At 29.1% G+C, this 24,008-nt stretch carries 28 protein-coding genes, 1 tRNA gene and 1 riboswitch; of the genes, 7 read left to right on the top strand and 22 right to left on the bottom strand.

All coding sequences use genetic code 11. From position 1 onward, the window contains the following. Positions 1 to 8 precede the first annotated feature (8 nt). From priA to L1S47_RS05900, 7 genes are all read right to left on the bottom strand, one after another. Positions 9 to 2,210 (bottom strand): primosomal protein N', encoded by a 2,202-nt coding sequence (gene priA, locus L1S47_RS05930; RefSeq protein WP_238882820.1) that lies wholly within the window; start codon positions 2,208 to 2,210, stop codon positions 9 to 11. 49 nt (positions 2,211 to 2,259) lie between these two features. Further along, positions 2,260 to 3,456 carry a bifunctional phosphopantothenoylcysteine decarboxylase/phosphopantothenate--cysteine ligase CoaBC gene (gene coaBC, locus L1S47_RS05925; RefSeq protein ID WP_238882540.1) on the bottom strand — a complete coding sequence of 399 codons (1,197 nt, stop codon included), beginning with the start codon at positions 3,454 to 3,456 and terminating at the stop codon, positions 2,260 to 2,262. A 1-nt stretch (position 3,457) separates the two neighbouring features. After that, complete coding sequence (gene rpoZ / locus L1S47_RS05920; protein ID WP_202766204.1) at positions 3,458 to 3,676, bottom strand: DNA-directed RNA polymerase subunit omega; 219 nt, start codon at positions 3,674 to 3,676, stop codon at positions 3,458 to 3,460. Next, positions 3,657 to 4,295: a guanylate kinase gene (gmk, locus tag L1S47_RS05915; protein ID WP_238882539.1), complete on the bottom strand. Its 639-nt coding sequence runs from the start codon at positions 4,293 to 4,295 to the stop codon at positions 3,657 to 3,659. The genes rpoZ and gmk overlap by 20 nt, the downstream gene beginning before the upstream one ends. Continuing rightward, entirely contained in the window at positions 4,295 to 4,564 is a 270-nt protein-coding gene (gene remA / locus L1S47_RS05910; protein ID WP_202766202.1) for an extracellular matrix/biofilm regulator RemA, read from the bottom strand. Before remA ends, gmk begins: the two co-directional genes overlap by 1 nt. Before the next feature lie 14 nt (positions 4,565 to 4,578). Beyond that, positions 4,579 to 5,460 (bottom strand): YicC/YloC family endoribonuclease, encoded by an 882-nt coding sequence (locus L1S47_RS05905; protein ID WP_238882538.1) that lies wholly within the window; start codon positions 5,458 to 5,460, stop codon positions 4,579 to 4,581. A gap of 92 nt (positions 5,461 to 5,552) precedes the next feature. After that, positions 5,553 to 6,527, bottom strand: a complete 975-nt coding sequence (locus L1S47_RS05900) for an asparaginase (protein ID WP_238882537.1) — start codon at positions 6,525 to 6,527, stop codon at positions 5,553 to 5,555. Between the two features lie 152 nt (positions 6,528 to 6,679). Here L1S47_RS05900 and L1S47_RS05895 point away from each other — a divergent pair, with 152 nt between their 5' ends. Further along, complete coding sequence (locus L1S47_RS05895) at positions 6,680 to 6,982, top strand: hypothetical protein (RefSeq protein ID WP_238882536.1); 303 nt, start codon at positions 6,680 to 6,682, stop codon at positions 6,980 to 6,982. Between the two features lie 139 nt (positions 6,983 to 7,121). On the opposite strand, the gene L1S47_RS05890 is transcribed toward L1S47_RS05895, so the two are convergent. Next, positions 7,122 to 8,330, bottom strand: a complete 1,209-nt coding sequence (locus L1S47_RS05890) for an EAL and HDOD domain-containing protein (protein WP_238882535.1) — start codon at positions 8,328 to 8,330, stop codon at positions 7,122 to 7,124. A 79-nt stretch (positions 8,331 to 8,409) separates the two neighbouring features. Next, on the bottom strand, positions 8,410 to 9,006 hold the full coding sequence (locus L1S47_RS05885; RefSeq protein WP_238882534.1) for a hypothetical protein: 597 nt from the start codon (positions 9,004 to 9,006) through the stop codon (positions 8,410 to 8,412). A 208-nt stretch (positions 9,007 to 9,214) separates the two neighbouring features. Between L1S47_RS05885 and L1S47_RS05880 the strand changes: the two genes are divergently transcribed. Continuing rightward, positions 9,215 to 9,796: a hypothetical protein gene (locus L1S47_RS05880; RefSeq protein WP_238882533.1), complete on the top strand. Its 582-nt coding sequence runs from the start codon at positions 9,215 to 9,217 to the stop codon at positions 9,794 to 9,796. A 54-nt stretch (positions 9,797 to 9,850) separates the two neighbouring features. On the opposite strand, the gene L1S47_RS05875 is transcribed toward L1S47_RS05880, so the two are convergent. Continuing rightward, on the bottom strand, positions 9,851 to 10,927 hold the full coding sequence (locus tag L1S47_RS05875; RefSeq protein WP_238882532.1) for a diguanylate cyclase: 1,077 nt from the start codon (positions 10,925 to 10,927) through the stop codon (positions 9,851 to 9,853). Positions 10,928 to 11,307: 380 nt separating this feature from the next. On the opposite strand from L1S47_RS05875, the gene L1S47_RS05870 reads away from it, so the two are divergent. Continuing rightward, complete coding sequence (locus tag L1S47_RS05870; protein ID WP_238882531.1) at positions 11,308 to 11,697, top strand: hypothetical protein; 390 nt, start codon at positions 11,308 to 11,310, stop codon at positions 11,695 to 11,697. 39 nt (positions 11,698 to 11,736) lie between these two features. Here the strand turns inward: L1S47_RS05870 and L1S47_RS05865 are convergent, their stop codons facing one another. Both L1S47_RS05865 and L1S47_RS05860 read right to left on the bottom strand, forming a co-directional pair. Next, positions 11,737 to 11,952 (bottom strand): hypothetical protein, encoded by a 216-nt coding sequence (locus L1S47_RS05865; protein WP_238882530.1) that lies wholly within the window; start codon positions 11,950 to 11,952, stop codon positions 11,737 to 11,739. A 220-nt stretch (positions 11,953 to 12,172) separates the two neighbouring features. Further along, entirely contained in the window at positions 12,173 to 12,727 is a 555-nt protein-coding gene (locus L1S47_RS05860) for a GNAT family N-acetyltransferase (RefSeq protein ID WP_238882529.1), read from the bottom strand. Positions 12,728 to 12,890: 163 nt separating this feature from the next. Between L1S47_RS05860 and L1S47_RS05855 the strand changes: the two genes are divergently transcribed. Both L1S47_RS05855 and L1S47_RS05850 read left to right on the top strand, forming a co-directional pair. Continuing rightward, positions 12,891 to 13,211 carry a hypothetical protein gene (locus tag L1S47_RS05855; protein ID WP_238882528.1) on the top strand — a complete coding sequence of 107 codons (321 nt, stop codon included), beginning with the start codon at positions 12,891 to 12,893 and terminating at the stop codon, positions 13,209 to 13,211. Positions 13,212 to 13,233: 22 nt separating this feature from the next. Then, positions 13,234 to 13,551, top strand: a complete 318-nt coding sequence (locus L1S47_RS05850) for a hypothetical protein (protein ID WP_238882527.1) — start codon at positions 13,234 to 13,236, stop codon at positions 13,549 to 13,551. 46 nt (positions 13,552 to 13,597) lie between these two features. Here L1S47_RS05850 and L1S47_RS05845 read toward each other — a convergent pair whose 3' ends face one another. From L1S47_RS05845 to murI, 4 genes are all read right to left on the bottom strand, one after another. Continuing rightward, the gene (locus L1S47_RS05845) at positions 13,598 to 15,391 is read right to left on the bottom strand and encodes a cell wall-binding repeat-containing protein (protein ID WP_238882526.1); all 1,794 of its coding nucleotides are present in this window, start codon (positions 15,389 to 15,391) and stop codon (positions 13,598 to 13,600) included. Between the two features lie 153 nt (positions 15,392 to 15,544). After that, positions 15,545 to 15,865 carry a quaternary ammonium compound efflux SMR transporter SugE gene (sugE, locus tag L1S47_RS05840; RefSeq protein ID WP_238882525.1) on the bottom strand — a complete coding sequence of 107 codons (321 nt, stop codon included), beginning with the start codon at positions 15,863 to 15,865 and terminating at the stop codon, positions 15,545 to 15,547. A 56-nt stretch (positions 15,866 to 15,921) separates the two neighbouring features. Next, positions 15,922 to 16,026, bottom strand: a riboswitch (guanidine-I (ykkC/yxkD leader). 54 nt (positions 16,027 to 16,080) lie between these two features. After that, positions 16,081 to 16,599, bottom strand: coding sequence for a GNAT family N-acetyltransferase (locus tag L1S47_RS05835; RefSeq protein ID WP_238882524.1), 519 nt, complete (start codon positions 16,597 to 16,599; stop codon positions 16,081 to 16,083). A 30-nt stretch (positions 16,600 to 16,629) separates the two neighbouring features. After that, a complete protein-coding gene (gene murI / locus L1S47_RS05830; protein ID WP_238882523.1) occupies positions 16,630 to 17,418 on the bottom strand; it encodes a glutamate racemase in 789 nt (262 codons plus the stop codon). A 179-nt stretch (positions 17,419 to 17,597) separates the two neighbouring features. On the opposite strand from murI, the gene L1S47_RS05825 reads away from it, so the two are divergent. Continuing rightward, positions 17,598 to 17,897, top strand: coding sequence for a hypothetical protein (locus L1S47_RS05825; protein ID WP_238882522.1), 300 nt, complete (start codon positions 17,598 to 17,600; stop codon positions 17,895 to 17,897). Between the two features lie 208 nt (positions 17,898 to 18,105). Here the strand turns inward: L1S47_RS05825 and L1S47_RS05820 are convergent, their stop codons facing one another. The 4 genes from L1S47_RS05820 to spoIVA all read right to left on the bottom strand — a co-directional run bounded on the left by L1S47_RS05820 (position 18,106) and on the right by spoIVA (position 20,981). Next, entirely contained in the window at positions 18,106 to 18,936 is an 831-nt protein-coding gene (locus L1S47_RS05820; protein ID WP_238882521.1) for a histidinol-phosphatase HisJ family protein, read from the bottom strand. 233 nt (positions 18,937 to 19,169) lie between these two features. After that, positions 19,170 to 19,245: transfer RNA gene (locus L1S47_RS05815), tRNA-Pro, on the bottom strand. A gap of 55 nt (positions 19,246 to 19,300) precedes the next feature. After that, complete coding sequence (locus L1S47_RS20550) at positions 19,301 to 19,426, bottom strand: hypothetical protein (protein WP_274601334.1); 126 nt, start codon at positions 19,424 to 19,426, stop codon at positions 19,301 to 19,303. 76 nt (positions 19,427 to 19,502) lie between these two features. Continuing rightward, positions 19,503 to 20,981, bottom strand: coding sequence for a stage IV sporulation protein A (gene spoIVA / locus L1S47_RS05810; protein ID WP_202766184.1), 1,479 nt, complete (start codon positions 20,979 to 20,981; stop codon positions 19,503 to 19,505). A 216-nt stretch (positions 20,982 to 21,197) separates the two neighbouring features. Between spoIVA and L1S47_RS05805 the strand changes: the two genes are divergently transcribed. Beyond that, positions 21,198 to 21,644: a GNAT family N-acetyltransferase gene (locus tag L1S47_RS05805; RefSeq protein WP_238882520.1), complete on the top strand. Its 447-nt coding sequence runs from the start codon at positions 21,198 to 21,200 to the stop codon at positions 21,642 to 21,644. 50 nt (positions 21,645 to 21,694) lie between these two features. Here the strand turns inward: L1S47_RS05805 and L1S47_RS05800 are convergent, their stop codons facing one another. Both L1S47_RS05800 and der read right to left on the bottom strand, forming a co-directional pair. Further along, a complete protein-coding gene (locus tag L1S47_RS05800; RefSeq protein ID WP_238882519.1) occupies positions 21,695 to 22,687 on the bottom strand; it encodes an NAD(P)H-dependent glycerol-3-phosphate dehydrogenase in 993 nt (330 codons plus the stop codon). Positions 22,688 to 22,689: 2 nt separating this feature from the next. Next, positions 22,690 to 24,006 carry a ribosome biogenesis GTPase Der gene (gene der, locus L1S47_RS05795; RefSeq protein WP_238882518.1) on the bottom strand — a complete coding sequence of 439 codons (1,317 nt, stop codon included), beginning with the start codon at positions 24,004 to 24,006 and terminating at the stop codon, positions 22,690 to 22,692. Positions 24,007 to 24,008 lie beyond the last annotated feature (2 nt).

Here is a 24,008-nt window from a genome sequence, read left to right as displayed (position 1 = left end):
TTTTCCTCCTAAATTAAACTATTTGGATTAATATCAATAGATATCTTTATATCATTATATACATTTGAGCCTAATTGATAAACCCTATCTTTTATATTTCTACATAGATTTAAGTCTAAATTTCCCTTAAAAACTAGCTGCCATCTGTAGTTTTCTTTAATTTTTCCTATTATACATGGACTTGGTCCTAAAATGTCAACATCATTTTTATCAATTAATGCGCTTACTTCCTTATTTACTGTCCTCATAAAATCCTTTAACAATGCTTCATTTTTTGATGTACATTGCACTAAAAGTATATCTCCAAAAGGAGGATATTTTAGAAGCTTTCTTGCACTTATTTCTTCATTATATAAATTATCATAATTTTCATTTAAAGCATTTGTTAAGGAATAATGCTCTGGAGAATAACTTTGAATAATTACTTCCCCTAGCTTATCTCCTCTTCCAGCTCTACCTGCTACTTGTGTTATTAATTGATAAGTTCTTTCTCCAGATCTATAGTCTGGAAGATTAAGAGTAGTATCTGCTGCTACCACTCCTACTAAGGTCACGTTTGGGAAATCAAGCCCTTTAGATATCATTTGAGTACCTATTAAGATATCAGCTTCTCCATTTTTAAAACTATTGTATATTTTTTCATGAGAATCCTTGTTTCGTGTAGTATCAACATCCATTCTTAGAACTCTTGCATTTGGAAATAATTTTTTAATTTCCCCTTCAACCTTTTCAGTACCAGCACCGAAATGCTTTATATATTTGCTACCACATTTAGGACATAATTTTTCTATCTTTTTAGCAGTACCACAATAGTGACAGATTAAATATCCATTATTATGATAAGTCATAGAAATATCGCAATGCGGACATTTGTATACATAACCACAACTTCTACAGGATACAAAGGTAGAAAAACCTCTTCTATTTAAAAATATTATACTTTGCTCTTTTTTATCTAAATTATGAGAAAGTTTTTCAAATAATTCTCTAGAAAACATATTCCTATTATTATTTTTAAGTTCTTGTCTCATATCAATAATTTTCATTTTAGGCATTGGTTTGTTATTTACTCTATTATTTAGTTGAATTAACTTATATTTACCGTTTAATGCATTATAATAACTTTCCACAGAGGGAGTTGCCGACGCATATACTACTTTACAGTTATTTATTTGACTTATAAAATCTGCAACTTCTTTAGTTTGATACTTAGGATTTTGCTCTGATTTATATGTTCCTTCATGTTCTTCATCTATAACAATTAAGCCTAGGTTTTTAAAAGGCAAAAAAATTGCACTTCTTGCACCAACAATCAGCTTAACCTTACCTTCTTTTACTCTGAACCATTCATCATATCTTTCACCTAAGGACAGCTTAGAATGAAAAACAGCTACATCTTTTCCAAATCTTCCTTTAAATCTTTCAATCATCTGAGGTGTTAATGAGATCTCTGGAACTAATATTAAACTAGTTTTATCTTTACCGAGCATTTCTTTCACTAACTTCATATAAATTTCCGTCTTTCCACTGCCAGTAACACCCTTTATAAGAAATAATCTTTCATCCGAATTAATTATCTCATCATATGCTTTTCGTTGTTCTTCATTTAATTCAAACGAATTGTAGAAGTTATAATTCTTGTCATTGTATCTTTCAATTTTTTCTTTAGTTACTGAAAGATATCCTTCCTTTAATAACTTACCAAGCATATATGAAGATAGATTGAATTTTGAAATTAATTCACTTCTTGTGTATAGACCTTCATTTATAGAAATGAAATTTATAATAGAAATATACGCTTCCTTTTCCTTGAACTTTCCATCTAAATTTTTTCCTAATATGACTACTTCCTTGCTTTTTTCCTTAATGCCCCTCATAACTCCAGTAGGTATAATTAAACGAATTGCTTCGATTCTTCTGCACAAATAATTATTAACTAAATAATTAAATAATAATATACCTTTTTCGTCTATAAGAGGTTTATCATCTAGTGCTTTAATAATACTTTTTAGATTTTTAAATTCAGTATCTGGCTCGTAAGATAGGCTTAGAACAAATGCTTCATAGGCTCTATTTCCCATGCCAAAAGGTACTAAGACTCTTGAACCCACGAAAATATTTTGAATAATGTCTTCAGGAATCTTATAAGTAAAAAGCTTATCAATACTAACTGCATCACTATTTATAACAACTTTTGCATACAAATAAATCACCCTTTATAAAAAGACTCCCTACGAATACATAGAGAGTCTATAGTACTTAATTTTCACTAATCTTCATTACTTCATCTAAAAGTTTTTTACTAATTTCACGCTTACTCATTTTATCTAAAACGGTACTTTCATTACTTTTAGTGATAAATATGACTCTGTTATCATCAGATGCAAAGCCAGTCTCATTAGAGGTTATATCATTTGCTACAATTAAATCAAGATTTTTATTTGCAAGTTTTCTTCTTGCATTTTCAATTAAATCATGACTTTCAGCAGCAAATCCTACTAATATTTGACTTTCTGATTTTTTTTCACCTAAGATTTTTAGTATATCATTATCTCTTGTGAATTCAAGATTTAGATTACCTTCACCCTTTTTAATTTTCTTATCAGAGTATTCAGCAATCTTGTAATCAGCTACAGCAGCTGCCTTAATTACTATATCACTTGTAACAAAATTATCTAAAACAGCATCCTTCATTTCTTCATTAGTATTTACTTTTATGAATTTTATTCCGTAAGGCGGTTTTATATTTGTTGGACCTGAAACCAAAACTACTTCAGCTCCACGATCTCTAGCTTCCTCAGCAATTGCATAACCCATTTTACCAGAACTTCTATTCGTAATAAATCTAACAGGATCAATAGGTGAAATTGTAGGTCCTGCAGTAATTAGTATTTTCTTTCCTTTTAAATCTTCATTTTTATTTAGAAGACTTAAAGTAACTTCAAGTATATCATCTACAGCCGCAAGCTTTCCTGCTCCTACATCACCACAAGCTAGTCTTCCGCTATCTGGATTTATAAAACCGTATCCATACTCTTTTAGTTTTGAAATATTTCCTTGAACTATTGGATTCTCATACATATTTGTGTTCATAGCTGGTGCAAAATACACAGGTGATTTAGTTGCCATAATAGTAGTAGATAACATATCATCTGAAATACCATTAGCTACTTTCCCAATTATATTTGCAGTTGCTGGAACAATAAGTACTAAGTCTGGCCACTTAGCTAAAGAAATATGCTGAATTTCCCAAGCTTTTGGTTCTTGAAACATATCTGTTGTAACCATATTTTGACTTAATGATTGAAAGCTAAGAGGAGTTACAAATTTCTCTGCAGACTCAGTCATAATAACCTTAACTTCGATATCATGTTTTCTTAATTTGGAAATAAGATCTAGTGCTTTATATACAGCTATACCACCAGTTACCCCAATTAGTACTTTATATTTATTCATTTTATTTATAACCTTCTTTTACTTGCTCAAAAGTTATTTCTAGATCATTAACTTCATTTATTGCTATTGTTAATGGTTTCTTAGAATCTACATCTACACGTGGCTCTTGTCCGTCTATTAATTGTCTAGCTCTCTTTGAAGTAACAATTACCAAAGAATATCTGTTATCAACCTTATCTAATAGGTCTACAATTGATGGATTAATCATAGAGTTGTTCATGAATTAAGCCCTCCTTTGAATCTAATATATTTTCTTTAATTCTATCTACTCTACATCTTTCAGCTGTAAGAATACTTTCAATTTTCTTAACAGCTTCATGAACTTCGTCATTTACTACAGCATAATTATATGTTGAAACATAATTAATTTCTTGATACGCTGACTTAAATCTAGTCATTAGGGATTCCTCAGTTTCACTACCCCTTTTTATGATTCTTTTCTTTAGTTCTTCCATTGATGGAGGAAGAATAAATACGAAAATACCCTCTTGAGAATTTTCTTTTACTTTAAGTGCGCCTTGAATATCAATTTCTAAAATAACATCTTTACCACTTAGAAGCATTTCTTCTACCTTTGATTTAGGAGTTCCATAGTAATTGCCGTATACTTCAGCATATTCTAGAAAATCACCAGAATTTATTTTTTCCTTAAAACTATCTTTATCTAAAAAATAGTAGTTAACTCCATCAATTTCTCCTGCTCTAGGATTTCTAGTGGTTGCTGATACAGAAATAAATAAGTCATCATTTTTTTCTAATAACGCTTTACAAATTGTGCCTTTACCAGCTCCTGATGGTCCTGAAATCACTATAAGCAATCCTCTGTTATGTTCCTCCATTATTCATCAACCTCATCAATTATTTCGTCTTTGGCTGATAATCTATGTGCAACAGTTTCAGGCTGAACAGCTGAAAGAATTACATGATCTGAATCAGTTATAATAACTGCTCTTGTTCTTCTTCCATATGTAGCGTCAATAAGCATACCTCTGTCCCTAGCTTCTTGAATTATTCTTTTGATTGGCGCAGATTCTGGACTTACTATTGCAACTAATCTGTTAGCTGAAACAATATTACCAAAACCTATGTTAATTAGTTTTATTCCCATCTCTCTCCTCCTGATTACTCGATGTTTTGAATTTGTTCTCTTATTTTTTCAATAGTATTCTTTATATTAATAACAATGTTAGTAATATCTATATCATATGACTTTGAAGCAATAGTATTAGCTTCTCTATTTAACTCTTGAATTATAAAATCCATCTTTCTTCCAATTGGCTCATTTAGTGAAAATGTGCTTGAAATTTGATTTAAATGTGAATATAGTCTAGTGATTTCTTCATCCACTGCAGATTTATCTGCAAATATTGCTATTTCTGTAGCAATTCTATTTGGATCAATATCCATATTAGAAGTTAATTCTTTAATTCTTTCTTCTAATTTTATCTTATAGTTATCTACAAGCTTGTGTGAAGCTGCTTCTATTATTTTAACATTTTCTTTAATTTCATTACATTTAACTAAAATGTCTTCCTTTAACTTTAAGCCTTCAACTTCTCTCATTTCTACCATAACATCAACTGCTTCATTGATTAAAGGTTCTAGTTCTGTCCAAAGTTCTTGTAGATTTTGTTCCTTTTCTTCTATTGTGATAACTTCTGGGAATCTAGCTATTAAGGAAAGGGATATATCATTTTTAACTGGATATCTTTTTTCAATTTCTAGTAATGAATTATAGTAGCTATCAGCTAGGGTTTCATTAAATCTTGTAACCTGATCTCCCTTATGATAATCTTTCAAGTTAATGAAAATATCTATCTTGCCTCTATTAATCTTTTTAGAGATACATCTTCTAATTTTATCCTCAAAGCTTATCATAGATTTTGGCATTCTTATGTTTAAATCAAGATATCTGTGATTTACACTCTTCATCTCTACAGTAAAAATTCTTTCACTACCTTCTTTACTAGTGGCTCTTCCGAATCCAGTCATACTTTTTGCCATTTAATACTCCCCCTTAAATTAATTATGTCATACAAAAAATATAATATAATTAATTTTGTAGGTCAATGGTTTGTTAACAAAATGTTTACAAATTATTTTTCAAAATATCCTCGGATGGTTTCTATTCTTTTTGTAATACTTAAGCACATCATAAGTAAGATTCGAGCTTTTTGTCCTGGTAAAGTATCTCCAAATATAACACCCATCTCATGTAGTTGTTGTCCACCACCTAAGTATCCATAAGATTCATGCACTCTACCTTCAAAACATCTTGAGACTACAACTACTGGAATATTATTTTTTATAGCTAATTCAATTCCAGAAACCATAGCTGGAGGAACATTTCCTCTACCTAAAGCTTCAATTACTATTCCTTTTTCTCCAGATTCAATTAGGAACTTTATAAGCTTTGAATCCATACCTGCTGCACATTTTATCAATGCTACTCTGTCCTCAATTTCATCAACTTCAAAGGTTCTTCCTTTCATTTTATCTCTATAAAACATAACTTTATTATCATCAACTATACCTATTGGTCCAAAGTTTGGAGTTCTAAATGCATTTAAGCTCATAGAATTTGCTTTAGTAACTTCTGCAGCTGTGTGTAATTCACCATTTAAACAAACTAAAACCCCTCTTCCTCTTGCTTCTTCAGAAATTGCAGTACATATTGATGCAGCTAGATTAGATGGACCATCATATCCTAGTTCTGAACTACTTCTCATTGAACCTGTAATTACAACAGGCTTTTTTGATGCAATAGCTAAATCTAAAAGATATGCAGTTTCCTCTAAGGTATCTGTACCGTGAGTTACTACAACACCATCAATGTCCTCTTTTTTAAGTAAGTCTTCAATAAATTTTGCAAGCTGAAGCATCATATTTGGAGTCATATGTGGCGAAGGTAAGGAGGAAAATGTATAAGTTTCTAACTTTGCAAACTCCTCAATTCCTGTAACCATAGACATAATTTCTTCACCTGTTAAGGATGGAACTGCTGCTTTAATTCTTTCATCTACTTTCATCGAAATGGTTCCACCATTAAAAACAACTGCTACTTTTTTCATTATATATTTATCCTCCTATAACAAATTTATAATAATTTTAATTAATTCTATCACAAAAGCCCAAATAAAATGTATCAAAAATATTTTTTCTTTTAAAATTTTTTATATTAACATATAATTAACTAAGGATAATATTTGTTTGGAGGGTAACAATGATAACTATAGTTAGTTTAATTTTATTGATAGCTGGTATTGCTCAAATATCTAACGCTATCATAAACAAAAAAAATATGCCACTTCCTAAGAAGGGCAATTACAAGGTTATGAAAAAAGCAGAATATAATACCATTCTCTTTTATCAAAGAGTGTGCTATGGTTTATGTACTCTAATTGCAGGTAGTGCTATTTTCTTTACTAAAGACGTGAGATTTTTCTTACTTCTTATTATATCACCTGTACTAGCATTTATTTTCAACCTAGTTTCAATTAATAAGAAATACGTTGTTTTTAAATAATATAGGGTTTTTATAGGAAACTTAATTTATTTTTACATAAATAAGTTATTAGTTGAATTTATGTCCCTTTATTATAATTAGTTTACTTAAGTTTTAAAAGTTTTGTAGAAATGATTTTAGTCCTTTCTACAAAACTTTTTTATATATTAAAATCATTTACCCATTTAATAGAATTTAAATAAGCACTTGTAAGTTCCTTTTCTTTAATATTAAATTCCTTTACTAATGAATCAACTTTCTCCCAAGCACCACATTCATAGGCTATTACTAGTGATAATATATCATTTTGCAAAGACTTTTGTCCAAGTAAAACGCCTTTAATATGGTCACTTATAGCGATTTTGTCCAATATATACTTCATAGGTTTATCGAAAATAGCATCAAGTAGTGAGAACATTCCTATAAGATATGAATCATAAGACAATTCTTCTCTATTAATTAATTGAGCAATACTTTCACTAAATTTTGCTCTAATAAGAGCTGTATTATATAGTTCACTAGGCTTATTTTCGTTTATTCCCCTTAATAAAGCAAAATGAAGCCATTTTTTTATTTCCTTCTCTCCTAAAAGATTTAAAGCACTTCTTATTGTATTAATTTTTGAAACAAGACCAAAGGCTGCAGAATTTATATACTTTAAAAGTTTAAAAGAAAGAGCGACGTCTGATAATATAATCTTTTCAATTGTATTTATATTGAAAGAATTGCTATTAAGCTCATTCATAATATTAATTGTAGCATAATCAGATTCCGTAATATCCTTTCCTACTAATATTTGAGGCTTACTAAAAAAGTATCCTTGAAAAAAATCATATCCAAGGTTAAGAGCTTCTTTATATTCTTCATGAGTCTCTACCTTCTCCGCTAAAAACTTCACTCTTGGATTAGATACTTTTTTGATAATTTCTTTTCTCCCTATTGGACCAGTAGCTCTAAAATCAACCTTTACAATATCTGCATAGTTAATTAATTCTTTATATTTATCATCATATATAAAGTCATCTAACGCAATAATATAACCCAATTCCTTAAGATGCTTACATATCTCAATTACTTCTTTTGTAGGTTCAACACTCTCTAAAATTTCTACTGCGACTTTATCAGGGGAAATAATTAAAAAAATATTCGTATGCATCATTTTTTCAGTAAAATTAATAAATGCTTTCTTACCTTCTGTTACCTCATTAGATCCAAGAGTATAAAAAGTATTTAAAATTACTTCCAAGGTAGCTCTTTCTCCATCTTCTTCACTATATTCATTTCCCAAACTATTTCTAAATAAAAGTTCATATGCAACCACCTTATTTTTATTGTCAAATATGGGTTGCCTTCCAACATAAACTTCCATATTCCCCTCCATTTAAATAACAAATAATTAAACTGTAATGTATTTTGTATGTAATATGATTCTAACATATAATAATAGGCTATGGTGTTAGAGATCTTTTGAATGCAAAATACTCCGGCTCTAGTTTTTTAGCTAACCCCTTAACAGGTTTATTGTTCTCCTCAAGCCATTTCAAATAATGATTTTTAGGTATTTCAATCGAATTAGCTAAATCAAATGAAATATAATGCTCTATTCCTAAAATTCTAAATTTAATTTCAGGTGGTAACTTTAAGCTGTTATTTAGATATATAATTAATGAATCGATTTCATAAAGTTCCTCTGCTTTATACTCTTTAAGTTTAAATAAATTATCTGTATATCTTAATTTATAAAACTCAGAAATTTTTCTTATTAATCCAGTGTAAATTGCTAAATCTAACCCATTTTTCTTAGCATTTTCCACTAATTCCTCCAAGGTGAATTTTTTTCCTCTAGGATCAAAATTTTCATCATTTATCCAAATATATGCCTTAAGATATTTATCGATTGCTTCTTTCACTAATATAAGCCCATTATTTAAAATTCCATTAATTATTAAGCATCTTGCTGAAATATAATCCTCTGTTGCTTTTGGAATAGTACTTAAAATATATTTATTTTTATCACTATAGTTCTTTAATTGATTAAAATCCATATTTCCACCTCAGTTATGCCAAGCTTATTATTATTATTAGTTTTCCAACAACTCAAAACTTTATTATAAATGCTTAACCAGAGTAAGAGGTATTGATAAATAAATTATATGGTATTTTATACTATTTATATTTACAATTATACCCAACCCTGTTATAATTATATACATGATAATCAATGTTAAATATATTATAAAGGGGATATTTATTATGAGTGAAAAAACACACGCTCAAGAGTTCATTAGTCATTTAGAAAACTTAGATGAGTCATTAAAAAGCGGAACGGTGGCAACTATTGTTGAGATTAATGGAGAACGTTATCCAAAGCTTTCATCTACAACATTTGCAACTTGTATTTGTGAATTTACTCAAGAGGAAATAATTTTAAAACACCGTGAATTAAGTTCTTTTATGATTGAAAAAGGTATCAAAACTATTAAAACCATAACTTATAAAGACATATCATCTGTAGAGCTTGGTATACTTAGAAAATTAAACACAGTTTTTGGAGGTTTTCCGGCAACTTTCCTTAAATTGTTTATAGAGATAAAGCAGAAAGATAATACAATATATTCATTTGAATGCTCTGACTTTGAGCAGCTTCCTATAATATTTAACACCCTTAAATCAAATAATGTTACTATTCTCGATCCATTAAGCTTGAATAAGCTTTATAATGAAAAACCTGTTGATGAAGTTACAAAATATCTTCATGAAAATTATGAGGAAATAGTTAAAGATATTGATTCAGATAGATATACTGAAAATTTATCTTTTGTAAAAAGATATTAAGATATCAATAAATAATAAAAAGCCTCACCTATCCAATAGATGAGGCTTTCATTATTAACAAACTTTATTTCTTCCTAAACGTTTTGCATTATATAGTGCATCATCTGCAACTTTTAAAATAGTGTTAATTTCTCCTGTAGGATAAGGATAAGTACCTACTCCTATAGAAACAGTTATATGTATTTCTTTATTATTTTCTATTATAAAAACATATTCTTCTACTGCTTTTCTCATTCTTTCAGCTATATTAAAGGCATGTTCATAATCACAATCTAGTAAAATAGTAGTAAACTCTTCTCCACCATTACGAGACACTATATCGAAACTTCTACAAGATTTAACCAATAAATTTGAAAGTTGTTTTAAAATTAAATCCCCTGAGGAATGTCCATATGTATCATTAATATGCTTAAAGAAATCTATATCTATCATAAGAATTGATATGTTTTCATTTTTTTCAACTGCACTATTTATATGCATATTCAATAACTTGTCAAATTCCCTAACATTATTAAGACCTGTAAGATAATCCTTAGTGGATTCTAATCTAAGCCTTCTATATAGTTCATTAGTTTTAGAAATGTATTTTAACGTATAATATACTATGATTGAAACTATAATTGTTGATATTGTAAAACTAAAGTTAACCTTGGATAGAACTTTTGAATCATCCACTAATACTGAATATAAAATTACCCCATATATAATATTTACAAGTGACATAATTATATATTTCTTTATAAAACTAAGTCTAGTTTTAGATATATAAGAAAAAATAATTGATATTATAAAAAGCGATATTGATGCTATAACTGATATATAAGTTATTCCATAGTATCCTATTCTAAAAAATACAATTATAAAAGTTGCTATAATGCTTGAAATATATCCACCGTAAAAAGCTGCAATCAATACGGATATTACTCTTAAATCTATTAGAACGTTATTATAAGTATGGATGCTATAGAATATTAAAATACATCCAGCTAGTCCACATAGAATTCCTAGTAAAGTTTTATCTTTAATACTAATATTCTTAATAAAGTTTTCACTTTTAAGTATTTGGCTACCTAAGTATAGAAATGAAATAATTATAGTTGCGTTTATGAATAATGAACTAATAATATGCATCCCTCCTTATAATTCATATTTAAATTTATACATAAATTCTACCACATCATGAAGAAATAATCATTATTAATAGAGTTAAATTTTCCATTATTTTTTAAAAATTAGTATGTTAGTTTGAATTGGATTTTTAAGCATGCTTACAGGAACAATTTCACCCTTCTTTCTAAAGAAGAATAGTATAAGCTATAATGATGCAGCTATTAAAATATCTGTGCAAAGTTAGAAAGCTTTAATGAGCTTACTGAAGAGGATATTGAAAATATCCATAAACCGTTATTGGCTTTGAAGAGATAAAAAAATGTTTATTAACTAATTTAGGTTTCACATTTATGGATTAAAAACATATATCAGTATTGTGATAAATTTTAATGGAGAAAGTAATGAATAATCCTCTATTCTATCCTCAAAACTATCCTCAAGAAGTTATAATTCCTCCTGCTAATCCAGAAGGTATGCATGAAGAGGATAAAAAGAATAAAACTAATAAGCAATATACAACACCATACATGCAAAATCCTTATAATATGCAAAGTATGCAAAATATGCAACAACCTATGAATGTACCTATGCAGTATCCATATAGTAATATGTATCCTGGAACTCAGATTGGAACTTATAATATGCCAATGGGAAATTATTCTCGTACACCTTATTTTTATTACGGTTATTATCCTTATTACAACTATTACCCATATTATAATCCGTATATGTACTATAACTACGGATTTAATCCACTTCCTTGGTTTTTACTAGGAACTGCAATTAAATAATAAAAGGTAGTTTATAAAACTACCTTTTTATCCAATCTTCTAAAGCTTTGAATTATTTGACTTTTTCACCCTTTGGGTATAAGGAGTTGAGCTTTTATTTGCTTCCTTTGCTAAATCTAATCCTAAATATCCAACTTGTTCTAATCTTCCTTTACAAATCCTGCATCTTCTTCCATCCTTTATATGATTATCTGCCCTAACAATCTCTTGTTTATCACACTCTAAACATTTATATAACAAATCTCTCATATCCATTGATTTCCCCTTTCTCCTCATGTGTTTTTTGTTTATGCTTATAATGCACTTTGTATCCTTGCTTATTATTCATTAATTCTACATACCAGACATCCATGGTGCTCAGTATCAAATATTTTTTTCAGTAATTATTTATATAAATACGAAAAGAGTACCTCATATATAAAGGTACTCTTTTATATTTTCATACTAATTTTGCTTTAGAAATTTAGTTAACAAATTAAAATCTATTTTTTAATAATGAATGATCTGCCCTCTCTTCTTCATTACCATCTTCAGTTACAACTTCATATTTCTTAATAACTTCAAATCCACTTTCTTCTAAAACTTTCATTGATTTAATATTTTCTGTTCTAACTTCTTTAGCTACTATTTTACGAAAGTTCAATTCATTAAATGCATAGCTTATTACTACTTTGATTGCTTCTTGAATATATCCTTCTCCTCTAAATTCAGGTAGAAGATCATATCCTATTTCTGATTGTTTCTCTTCTTCTTTAATATCCCATAAGCTAATACCTCCAATAAATTCATTTGTATCTTTACTGCAAATTGACCATAAGATACATTCTTTACTTTCAATATCCTTATGAATTCTATCTATGTATTTTATAGCTTCATTAATATCCTTGTACTTTTTAATTCCAGTAAACTTGCAATATGTTTCATCAGAACGAAGTCTAAATATATATTTAGCATCTGATCTTTCTACTCTTCTTAATAAAAGTCTTTCAGTTTCTAACACAGGAAATGGAGTAAAACTTATATGATCCATCTAAAGCCTCCTTAATTAGCTATATAGCAGTTATTTCAAAAGTTTATAAAACTTATATTTAGTATATAGCTTACATCAACTAATTAAAAGATATATATAAGAAAAGATAAAAGTATATTATGAAGTATTTTGCTCATAATATGCTTGAAAGGTGGTAGGCTAGATGAAAAAATTTTGTGCTCTTATTATATCTATTTTATTTATTTTATTAATTTTTTTAAAAACAACTCCTGTTTCTGCTATAACTACAAACACCTTTAAAGAGGGTGTTTATAAAGTATCTGATTTTAATTTTTCTCCAAATAATATTTATTATGTTCAAAATGTTTCTAGTAAAAGCATTTATATTGCTATTTATGATGAAAATCAACATAGAATCCAATGTATTCAACTAGAACCGAACTCAGATAAATATAAATTAACACCTCTTAAAGATTCATATAAACTCATGATTGTCGGTGATGGAATGGTCTATATTTCATGATATAATTTAAAGGAGGTTTAAAATGAAAAAATTTACTTTATTATTTATTTTATTTTTATGTCTGTTTATAAACATTTTCTGTTTAGAACCTGCATATGCACATGCTGTGCTTAAAGAAGGCATATATAAATTTTCAGATTTATCCCTTCCATCAAAGAATGAATATGAATTTCAAAACATTTCACCTACAGAAACTGCTGTTGTAGATATAATAGATGGGACTAAAGAAATACTTACATCTAATGAATTAAGCCCTAACTCTCTAAAATTTAAATTGCCACCTATGAAACCCGATTATAAAATTGTTATTATAGGAAAAGGCCTTATAAAAATAGAATAAAACCCCTATGAACTCATTTGTTCAAAGGGGTTAAAAATACCTAGATTTACTTCTTTATAAATTTAGTTTCTCCATTTTCATTAAATTTAACTAAGTCTCCAACTATATTAAATGCTTCTATAGTTTTATCACTTATTTTAGTTTTAGAACTTCCATCTAGTTTCATTTTATATAATTTATAATTATCACTTTTATTGCTATAGTAAATCCATCCTTCAGTAACTAATAGATTTTCTGCTTTATCTGTTCCTATTTGAGTTCTATTACTCCCATCAGTGTTTATTCTAATAATATAATGATCTGAATTTGTAAAGTATATTCTATCATCATATAAATTAAGATTATAGGAATGTTCGTTATTTAGTTGTTTAGTCTCAGGTCCAGATACATATATATAGTCTTCAAAATCACCCATATTATTAAAGTAAAAATTTTCTCCAGAGACTATGAAATCTCTCCCATTTCCCCACTGGACACCAATACAACTTCCATCAAGCGTTAATAATGTCATTCCACCACCATATTCTTCTTCTACATATATAATGTCACCAACGATAATCATCTTATTTACTACTTTTCTATCCGATATTCTTTGGTTATTTGTCCCATCAGTCTTTATCTTAGATATATGGTCATCTGCAATATAATACAGCCAATCTCCTTTTATGTTTAAATCTAGGGCGTTTGCTGTAACTAATCTTGTTTTATAACTTCCATCAGATTTTATTTTATAAATTGCGTAGTCAGCCCCAGCATAATAAATCCAGTCACCTTGCCTAACTGCAGAACCTCCATTTACTATATTAGCTTGAATATTTCCTAATGATGGATTATTATCTTTTAGTATATCTTCTGTGGCAAGTGATACTACTCCATTTCCACCTAATATTAGGATATTGTTTATTCCTTGTGAATATAGATAATCTTTTTGTTTAGGAATATCATTTGATACGAGTACAATTGGTGCATTATATTTTACAGCTAGTACACTTCCTGATAGTGCATCTGGGAAGTCTTCACCTGTTGCTATAACTGCATTACTTGTACTTAAATTGAATTCTTTAGCAACTGCCAGTGAAGTATCATATCTATCACTACCTGAAAGTCTAACAATTGAACTATCTTGTAATCCTAATTGAGTTTTTATTTGAGATCTGACATCTTCTGTTATAACTCCTGTTCCACCAACAATATAGACCTTTGATGGTTTAATAGTATTAAGAAGATCTATTGTAGCCTGAGGCAAGCTATTTTTTAACGTTAATAGTATTGGATATTGTTTAATACCAGCTACTGAAGATACACTTAATGCATCTGGAAAGTTATCATCTATAGCAATAAATACTGGTGTTCCTACTTTAACGCCTATAGATTCATCAATTAACTTTGCTGTTTCATGTCTAGTGCTGCCACCTAATCTAACAAAATTATTAAATCCTTTTGATTTTAAGTAAGTTATTATTGAATCCCCAATAACTCCATTTCCACCTAGAATATATATTCCCCCGCTTTTTGAGAGGTGTGCTTTTACATAATCTAAAGTCTTTTGGCAATCTTTTGGTTCTTTCCCTGCAAGTAATATTGGTGCTTTTAACTTTGCACCTAATACACTTCCAGTTAAAGCATCTGGAAAGTCGTATGCAGTTGCTAAAACTACATTCTCAAGGATTCCACTATTATAGTCATTTGCTATTGCTAATGAGGTTTCAATTCTTTCTGAACCACTTAATCTTTTGCTAGTAATAGTTTGTGCATTAGCACTTATCATCTTAGTTCCCACGACTATGTTAGTAATTATTATCATAATAGTAACAACTAGAGAAGTTAATTTGTTTTTCATTATTCGCCCTCCACTAAAAATCATATGGCTTTTAAAAAAGATACATATCTCACCCAATAATACAATCACTACATATATATATGTAAACTATTCCTTTTATTCTTAATGAATCCTAAGATTAAGGGTTTTTTAAATATTTATAAATTAGCCTAATTAATTTGGAGATACAATCTTTAATCCTACTATCCCTACTATAATAAACCCAATACAAATTAACCTAATAATTTCAAAAGGCTCTTTAAATAGTATTATTCCTAAAATTACAGTACCAACTGTACCTATACCAGTCCAAATTGCATATGCTGTTCCCAAGGGAATATTCTTTAATGCTAATGATAGAAAATAGAAACTTGCTATCATCCCAGCAACAGTCAGAACACTTGGAATAAACTTTGTAAATCCTTGTGAATATTTGAGCCCTATAGCCCACCATACTTCAAACATACCTGCTAAAATTAAAAATAACCATTTCATAATTTTCACTCTCCTTTTCACTATAAAAATAAGAAAAGCCAAGGCGATATAAATATATCTCCCAGGCTTTTATCCTTCCGTGAATACAGTTAAACTGTACGTTTTATCTTGGACCAGTCCAGTGATTAATTTAAAACTGCGGAACCCTATAAAACTTTAAAATATAATATTTTGTTTACAGATAAATATTATCATAGATTTTATAATAAGTAAAATTACAATATTAATTTCATTAAATTATCTGTCTGTTCATCATCACCTAACTTGAAAATATGTGTATCAAATTTTTCAAGTCCTAGTTTCTCATAAAATCTTATGGCATTTAAGTTGTGTTCCCAAACACCTAACCAAATATAATTTATATTATTTTCTATCCCAACTTCTATTGCTTTTTGCATTAATCTTTTACCGATCTTTTTGCTTTTATAATCTTGTAATACATATATTCTTTGAACTTCAATAGTATTAGGATGCCCAGTCTCTGTTTGCGATTTATCAAAATTAAGCTTCATGTAGGCAACTACTTCTTCGCTATTTTGAACTATATAAAATCTTGAAGAATTATTCTTGATTTCACTTTCTAACTGCTCATAAGAAAAATTCTCTTTCAGATAATTATCCATATCTTCTTTAGTATTCTCATTAGAAAAGGTTTCATAAAATGTTTTTTCACTAATATATTTTACTTTTTCTATATCATCTAAATTACATTCTTTAATTCTAAGTTCTTCCATAAGGTTTATTCCTCCAAATGTAAAAATACTTTAAATTGATTTATTTATATCATGAAGTCTTTTAAATAGCTTATCATATCTAGCTAATTCAATTTTATCTTCAACCTTTACTCCAGAATTATAGAATAAAATATTTCCGTTGCCGTTACTTAAAGAATTCGTTTCTTTCAAAATCCTTTTTAAGTTTTTAGCAGTACCGTAATTTCCATCTATAATATTAACCTGTGGCGTAGCTAACTTCTTAAACATATCTTTATAGTATGAGAAATGAGTACATCCTAAAACAATAGTTTCATAGTTTTTTATATCATATTTATTTAGTTCTTCTTTAAGATAAGGTAGTACAATTTCATCACTAAATTCAAGCCTTTCAGAAAATTTAACTAATCCCGGAAGTGGCAATAAGTCTACAACATGTTCGTTATCTAATTTACTAATAAGATTCTGTAGTCTTTCTTCTTTTATAGTTAATTCTGTAGCTGTTACCAAAACTCGCTTATTTATATCTTTATTATTTTCAACTGCTGGCTTTACTGCAGGCTCCATTCCGATTATTGGGATGTCATATTTAGCCCTCAGTTCTTCAATTGCTACACTTGTTGCTGTATTACATGCAATAACTACAGCCTTAACCCCCTGCTTAATAATAAAATCCACTGCATTCAAAATATATTTTTTAACTTCTTCTTTTGGCTTTGGCCCATATGGAACATTTATAGTATCTGAGTAATATATGTAATCTTCATTAGGTAGGATCTTTAAAGTATCATACAATACAGTCATACCACCTATACCCGAGTCAAAAAAACCTATTTTCATGTCAATTCCTCCAATAACTAAAAGCTATAAATAATCTTAACATATATGAAATTATATTTCAGCAAATTAGATGTTATTATTTTTTAATTGCAAATAAAGTGAATATTGAGATTTAAAAATTAAAATACTATTACAATGGAGGTGTTCCTATGAATATAAAGAAATTTTTATTATTTTTTTTGATATCAATATTTACATTTGTTGAGTTTCCGAGAGCTCAGGTTCAACCACCACCTATCGCAAACACTTATAAACAAGGTATCTATGATATCTCTCAGTATTCAGGAAAATTTGTTACATCAAAACTTACAACTCCTGATGCACCAGTTACAGTGATTGTGCTTGATTCAGATGGAAATCAAAAAGTACTATTAAGAACTATTAATCCAAATGAAATTGTAAAATTGGGTCCTATTAAAAATGGTGATCTTATGATAATAGTCGGCACAGGTGAGATATCTTTTTCTCCTGTTCAATAAATTGCTAATATAGAATTTATTGAACCTATAATCACTGCATATTTTTATATTTATTACTTACTATTAAATAAATATTGTGTATTATCTCTATACCATTAATATAAACACATTCTAACTTTTAATATTCCATCAAAAGACAAAAGCCCTGCAAACTATCATGTTTGCAGGGCTTTTGTCTCTAGGAATTGTCAACCAATCTATATTTATCCTACAATTCATGGTAAATTGGCTTCATATCTTTAAAAGTGCAATAATATTTGAATCCAAGTTTTTTTAATTCTAATCTCGTTTCTTTAATATATGCTCCTAAATCTTCATGTACATGACTATCACTACCAATCGTAATGATCTTTCCGCCTAATTCTTTATAGATTTTTAGTATTTCATGTGATGGTGTTAAATCATCCAGTTTATATCTATGAGAGCTTGTATTTATTTCAATTCCTTTGCCATCTTTAATGATATATTTAAGAATTTGTGTGATAATCTCTTTATTATTCTTAAAAGGAAAATCATCTTTGTTATCATATCTTCGTATTAAATCAATATGACCAATGACACTATAATTATGATAGTTTTGTATTATATCATACATTGCTTGGTAATATTCATCATAATATTCTTTCTCTGTTTTTCCTTTTTGAAATTCATTAGTCCAAAATTCCTTATCATTAATTTGATGAATTGATAAAATAACAAAATCCATTGGATATAAATTAAATATTTTTTGAAAACACGGAATTGTGTGCATTTGTATCCCAAACTCAAGGCCCTTTTTTATTTTAATATCACTACAATATTTGTTCTGTAATCTTTCAATTTCTTTAAAGTATAAAGGATAGTTTACATTATGAATAGACGTATTTCCATCATACTTAATCTTATCTGATTGTTCCCAATCTACCTTAATACCATAATCAACATGATCCGTAAAACAAATTTCACCTATTCCCATTTTTATTGCATCAATAATGACCTTTTCCATAATGTATTCAGAATCATCACTAAAGTTTGAATGCACATGATAATCACAAATCATAATATACACCTCTTCTATACTATCATTTTTTATCTATATAATTGCAGCATAAGTATACAATTATTATATATCTACGCATACTTATATACTTTTCAAAAATTGAAAACATTGAAGTAATGTACTTGTTTTTTGACCAAATAAAAATTTCGGCACCTTTTTGTCCACTTTTGAATATTTCTAAGAAAAACAAAGAACCCTGCAAACTCCATGTTTGCAGGGTTAAATGCCAATTTTGGTCTGAGTAGCGGGACTTGAACCCGCGACCCCAAGACCCCCAGTCTTGTACGCTACCATCTGCGCTATACCCAGACATCATTACCAGCATATTATATACCAAATTTCCAGTTAAATCAATTTACAAAACCTACTTTTTCTTCTTTTCTTGATTCTTATTTGTTTGCTTTTTTGTATCATTTTTTGAATTCTTAGTGGTCTTAGTATTTTTATTATTCTTACCTGAACCACTTTTGCTTTTCCCTTTATCTGGCATAGTATCCTCCTAAAAAATTAATAGGCCATAAAGCTATTTAAAACTCACCTTAAGGCCTATATTAATTAGCATTTAGCTATAAAATTATGCAGATTAATCCGCCATTGCCCTCATTGATTATTTTTTGTAGAGTTTTTTGAATTTTAACTTGTACATCCTCTGGCATTTTATATAGTTTATTTTGTAAGCCCTCTTTAACTAAAACTTCTAGAGATTTACCAAACATATTACTTTGCCATAACTTTGATGGATCATTCTCAAATTGGTTTAATAGAGATTTCATAAGCTCCTCAGTTTCCTTTTCAGAACCCATAATTGGTGATATTTCTGTTTCAATATCAGCCTTAATTAAATGCAAGCTTGGAGCGCTAGCCTTTAATTTCACTCCATATTTTGATCCTTGCTTAACAATTTCAGGTTCCTCAAATTTCATTTCAGTTAATTGAGGTGCTACTAGTCCATATCCAGTGTTCTTTACATCTTCTAAGGCTTGTGATACTTTATCGTATTCAACCTTAGCTAAGTGTAATTCCTTTATTAATTCCATTAGATGAGAATCTGATTTTATTTCTGTGTCACATAATTCGCTAAGTATTTTATAGAATACTCCATCCTTAGGTTTCATCATTATCTTTGCACTACCGTCACCTAAATTCATTTCTGAAATATCACTTTGTGCATAGTAATCTTCTCCTGAGGTACTATCTAAACACCCTTTTATATCTCTAACTTTATATATGTTCTCACACATTGATCTGATTATGTTTATAAAGTTTGCCTTTAGCCAATGAGAACCATCAAGTTTTTCAATCCATTCCGGCATATCTATGTTTATTTCTTTAACAGGGAATTCTTTAAGTACTTGTTTAAATAATTTTTGAATTGAACTCTCATCCATTTTTTGAACATCTAATATTTGAACAGATACATTGTATTTTAACTCCATGCTCTTTCTTAATTCTTTTGTTTCAGTTGAATTTGGATTTATAGTATTAAGTACAATTATAAAAGGTTTATTTATAGATTTAAGTTCATCTATAACCCTTTCTTCAGCTTCAACATAGTCTTCTCTTGAAATACCAGTTATTGAGCCATCAGTTGTTACTACTAAGCCTATAGTAGAATGATCAGTTATTACTTTTCTTGTGCCAATTTCTGCCGCATCTTCAAAAGGAATTTCATTGTCATACCAAGGAGTGTGAACCATTTTAGGTGTATCCTCCTCCATATATCCTAGTGCTCCTTTTACAATGTAACCAACACAATCAACTAATCTCACTTTAAGCTTTAAGTCTTCTTCAATTGTTATATCTACAGCTTCATTTGGTACGAATTTAGGTTCTGTAGTATGAATTGTCTTCCCTGAACCACTTTGAGGTAATTCATCTTTAGCTCTTTCTTTTTTATAAGTATTTTCGATATTAGGAATAACCATAAGGTCCATAAATCTCTTTATGAATGTAGACTTACCAGTTCTTACAGGTCCTACTACCCCAACGTATATATCCCCTTGGGTTCTTTCTGCTATATCCTTATAGATATTAAAATCCTCCAAGCTAATCCTCCTAAAATATTATTAACAATATATATATATTAATGAGCAACAAAAAGTATACTGATTTTATAAATTATTTATATGGATTTAGGTACTGAACAAATAACATTTTTAGTAACTTTGATACATGTTCTGGGTGTTTTTTCTTTTATTTATAGTATAATTATGTTTATATTCTTAAAGTTATTAATATTTTTGTGAGTTGGGGTATGAAATATGAAAATAATAAAGAAAAGTCCAAAAGACGTTGATGCAATTATGTTAATGGATGAGCTATCTAAAAGTTTAGAAAATATAACTGGAGCTAGTGGGAAAAACTCTTTTGATCCAAATGATGTGCTTGTTCCTCGTTCATTATTTGTAATAGCCTATGATGATTCTGGACAAGCTATAGGCTGTGGAGCTTTTCGCCCAATTAGTCAATACTCTGCTGAAGTTAAAAGAATGTTTGCTATGGTTAAAGATACGGGAATTGGAACAATAATTCTAAAACATTTAGAAACAGAGGCTAGAAATATGGGATATAACTTTTTATTACTTGAAACTAGAGTAACCAATAAAGCTGCAGTAAACTTTTATAGGAAAAATAATTATATCCAAATAGAGAACTATGGTAAATATGCTAATAATCCTGAAGCAATCTGTTTTCAGAAGAATTTATAACAATAAATAAAACTCCAGAGGAACTAAACTTTTTCCTTCTGGAGTTTATATTAATAGCTTTCGCTTTTTTTATCTCTTTGCATAAGCTCTTCAATAGCTTTAATTGGATCTTTTTCTTCAAATATAAATTTGTAAAGTACATCTGTTATTGGCATGCTTACACCTAAGGATTCCTTTAAAGTATAGAATGCGTGACAAGCTTTTACCCCCTCAACTACCATTCCAACTTCCTTTAAAACCTCATCTAGTTTTTTACCTTTTCCAAATAAAATACCAGCTTTTCTATTTCTTGAATGCATTGATGTACAGGTAACTATTAAGTCTCCCATGCCTGTCAACCCATAGAAAGTTTCTTCCTTACCACCTAGCTTAATTCCGACTCTAGAAATTTCTTTCATACCTCTAGTCATAAGAGCAGCCTTTGTATTATCACCATACCCTATTCCATCAAGGATACCAGCTGCAACTGCAATGATATTTTTAACTGCTCCCCCAACTTCCACACCAATTAAGTCTTCATTTGTATAAATTCTTAAGGTTGGTGTCATAAACAGTTCTTGAACTTCTTCAGCAAGCTTCATATCTTTGCTTGAAGATACTATTGTAGTAGGTATTAATGCTGCTACTTCCTCTGCATGAGATGGACCGGATAAAACTACTGGCTTTTTATCTAAAACTTGTTCAATTACCTCTGAAAGTCTTAAATTCGTGCCATCTTCTATACCTTTTGCTAGTGAAATTATAACACTATCATCATTTATATATTCCCTTATTTGCTCACAAACATTTCTAATAGATGATGAAGGTATTGTAAGAACTATATACTTAACATCTGTTAAAGCCTCTTTTAAATCACAAGTGGCTTTAACATTAGTTGGAATCTTTACACCTTTTAAATATTTCTCATTAGTTCGGTTTTGATTGATTTCTTGTGCTATTTTTTCATTTCTTAGCCAAAAATTTACGTTATAGCCTTTATTGGCTATTACTGTAGCTAGAGCTGTTCCAAAGCTACCTCCTCCAAGAAAAGCAACCTTCTCCATAACTATTCCTTCCTTTCTCTGTATTCTATCTCTATTCCAGTTCCTTTAAAGTCAAAACTTTCTCTTAACTGATTTTCAAGATATCTTTCATATGAGAAGTGAGAAGCATTACTATCATTTACAAAGAAAATAAACTTTGGTGGTTTTGATGCAACTTGAGTAGCATAGAATATTTTCAATCTCTTTAAACCAACAACTGGCGGCTCTTTCATAAGAACTGCTTTATTTATAACTTCATTTAATATACCTGTAGAAATTCTCTTAGAGTAATTATCGTAGCAATATTTTGCAACTTCTAATACCTTATGAACCCTTTGACCAGTTAAAGCTGAAATAAATAGGTATTGAGCATATGACATAAACTTTAAGTTTGCCATTAAATCTTTTTGGTAGTTAGCCATAGTCTTGTCATCTTTCTCAATTAAATCCCACTTGTTAACTATAACCATTATTGCTTTTTTAAGTTCATGGGCATATCCAATTATCTTTTCATCTTGATCTGTTACTCCTTCTTGAGCATCGACCATAAGTATACATACATCAGCTCTTTCAATAGCGGTATATGTTCTAATTACTGAGTATCTTTCTATTTCTTCTTTTACTTTACTTTTTCTTCTAAGACCAGCTGTATCTATTAAAGTAAACTTACCTATATCAGTTTCTAAGTAACTATCAATTGCATCTCTAGTTGTACCAGGAACGTCTGATACAATAACTCTATCTTCACCTAAAAGTTTATTAATTAAAGAAGACTTTCCTACGTTTGGTTTTCCAAGCATAGCAATCTTTATGTATTCATCTTCTTCCTCATCTTCTCCAATAGTTTTAAAGTGTTCTACAACCCTATCAAGCATATCTCCAAGACCTAAACCTTGTGAAGCTGAAATTGTAACTGGGTCACCTATTCCTAAGTTATAGAATTCCCATGCGTTATCTTCTTCTTTTAATGAGTCAACTTTATTTACAACTAAAACTATTGGTTTTTTACTTTTTCTAAGCATTTGAGCAACTTCTTTATCTGCTCCAGTTAATCCTTCTTTTCCATCAACTATAAAGACAATAACATCTGCTGTTTCAATAGCTATTTGTGCCTGTCTTCTCATTTGCTTAACAATAATATTTTCATTTTCTGGCTCTATTCCACCTGTATCAATCATAGTGAAATTATGAGTTAACCACTCTGCTTCTGCATATACTCTATCTCTAGTAACTCCTGGAGTATCCTGTACTATTGATATTCTTTTTCCTGCTAATCTATTAAATAATGTAGATTTACCTACATTTGGTCTACCTACTATGGCAACAATCGGTTTTCCCATTA

Source organism: Clostridium sp. YIM B02551 (assembly GCF_022324735.1).
Lineage (GTDB): Bacteria > Bacillota > Clostridia > Clostridiales > Clostridiaceae > Clostridium_T > Clostridium_T paridis.
Note: the sequence above shows the minus strand (reverse complement) of the source record. Positions and strands in the feature narration are given on the sequence as shown.

Coding starts and splice junctions, on each gene's coding strand:
- L1S47_RS05865 (WP_238882530.1), bottom strand. CDS start 11,952: ATGGATATGAGAGATTTGTTATATAAATGTTTAGAGTGTGATAAACAA.
- L1S47_RS05835 (WP_238882524.1), bottom strand. CDS start 16,599: ATGGAAGAACTTAGAATTAAAGAATGTAATTTAGATGATATAGAAAAA.
- L1S47_RS05900 (WP_238882537.1), bottom strand. CDS start 6,527: ATGAAAAAAGTAGCAGTTGTTTTTAATGGTGGAACCATTTCGATGAAA.
- L1S47_RS05890 (WP_238882535.1), bottom strand. CDS start 8,330: ATGGAAGTTTATGTTGGAAGGCAACCCATATTTGACAATAAAAATAAG.
- murI (WP_238882523.1), bottom strand. CDS start 17,418: ATGAAAATAGGTTTTTTTGACTCGGGTATAGGTGGTATGACTGTATTG.
- L1S47_RS05845 (WP_238882526.1), bottom strand. CDS start 15,391: ATGAAAAACAAATTAACTTCTCTAGTTGTTACTATTATGATAATAATT.
- L1S47_RS05875 (WP_238882532.1), bottom strand. CDS start 10,927: ATGCATATTATTAGTTCATTATTCATAAACGCAACTATAATTATTTCA.
- L1S47_RS05820 (WP_238882521.1), bottom strand. CDS start 18,936: ATGATTTGTGATTATCATGTGCATTCAAACTTTAGTGATGATTCTGAA.
- remA (WP_202766202.1), bottom strand. CDS start 4,564: ATGGGAATAAAACTAATTAACATAGGTTTTGGTAATATTGTTTCAGCT.
- L1S47_RS05855 (WP_238882528.1), top strand. CDS start 12,891: ATGAAAAAATTTTGTGCTCTTATTATATCTATTTTATTTATTTTATTA.
- gmk (WP_238882539.1), bottom strand. CDS start 4,295: ATGGAGGAACATAACAGAGGATTGCTTATAGTGATTTCAGGACCATCA.
- L1S47_RS05895 (WP_238882536.1), top strand. CDS start 6,680: ATGATAACTATAGTTAGTTTAATTTTATTGATAGCTGGTATTGCTCAA.
- L1S47_RS05905 (WP_238882538.1), bottom strand. CDS start 5,460: ATGGCAAAAAGTATGACTGGATTCGGAAGAGCCACTAGTAAAGAAGGT.
- L1S47_RS20550 (WP_274601334.1), bottom strand. CDS start 19,426: ATGCCAGATAAAGGGAAAAGCAAAAGTGGTTCAGGTAAGAATAATAAA.
- sugE (WP_238882525.1), bottom strand. CDS start 15,865: ATGAAATGGTTATTTTTAATTTTAGCAGGTATGTTTGAAGTATGGTGG.
- L1S47_RS05885 (WP_238882534.1), bottom strand. CDS start 9,006: ATGGATTTTAATCAATTAAAGAACTATAGTGATAAAAATAAATATATT.
- coaBC (WP_238882540.1), bottom strand. CDS start 3,456: ATGAATAAATATAAAGTACTAATTGGGGTAACTGGTGGTATAGCTGTA.
- L1S47_RS05800 (WP_238882519.1), bottom strand. CDS start 22,687: ATGGAGAAGGTTGCTTTTCTTGGAGGAGGTAGCTTTGGAACAGCTCTA.
- L1S47_RS05880 (WP_238882533.1), top strand. CDS start 9,215: ATGAGTGAAAAAACACACGCTCAAGAGTTCATTAGTCATTTAGAAAAC.
- rpoZ (WP_202766204.1), bottom strand. CDS start 3,676: ATGAACAACTCTATGATTAATCCATCAATTGTAGACCTATTAGATAAG.
- L1S47_RS05870 (WP_238882531.1), top strand. CDS start 11,308: ATGAATAATCCTCTATTCTATCCTCAAAACTATCCTCAAGAAGTTATA.
- L1S47_RS05860 (WP_238882529.1), bottom strand. CDS start 12,727: ATGGATCATATAAGTTTTACTCCATTTCCTGTGTTAGAAACTGAAAGA.
- L1S47_RS05805 (WP_238882520.1), top strand. CDS start 21,198: ATGAAAATAATAAAGAAAAGTCCAAAAGACGTTGATGCAATTATGTTA.
- L1S47_RS05850 (WP_238882527.1), top strand. CDS start 13,234: ATGAAAAAATTTACTTTATTATTTATTTTATTTTTATGTCTGTTTATA.
- der (WP_238882518.1), bottom strand. CDS start 24,006: ATGGGAAAACCGATTGTTGCCATAGTAGGTAGACCAAATGTAGGTAAA.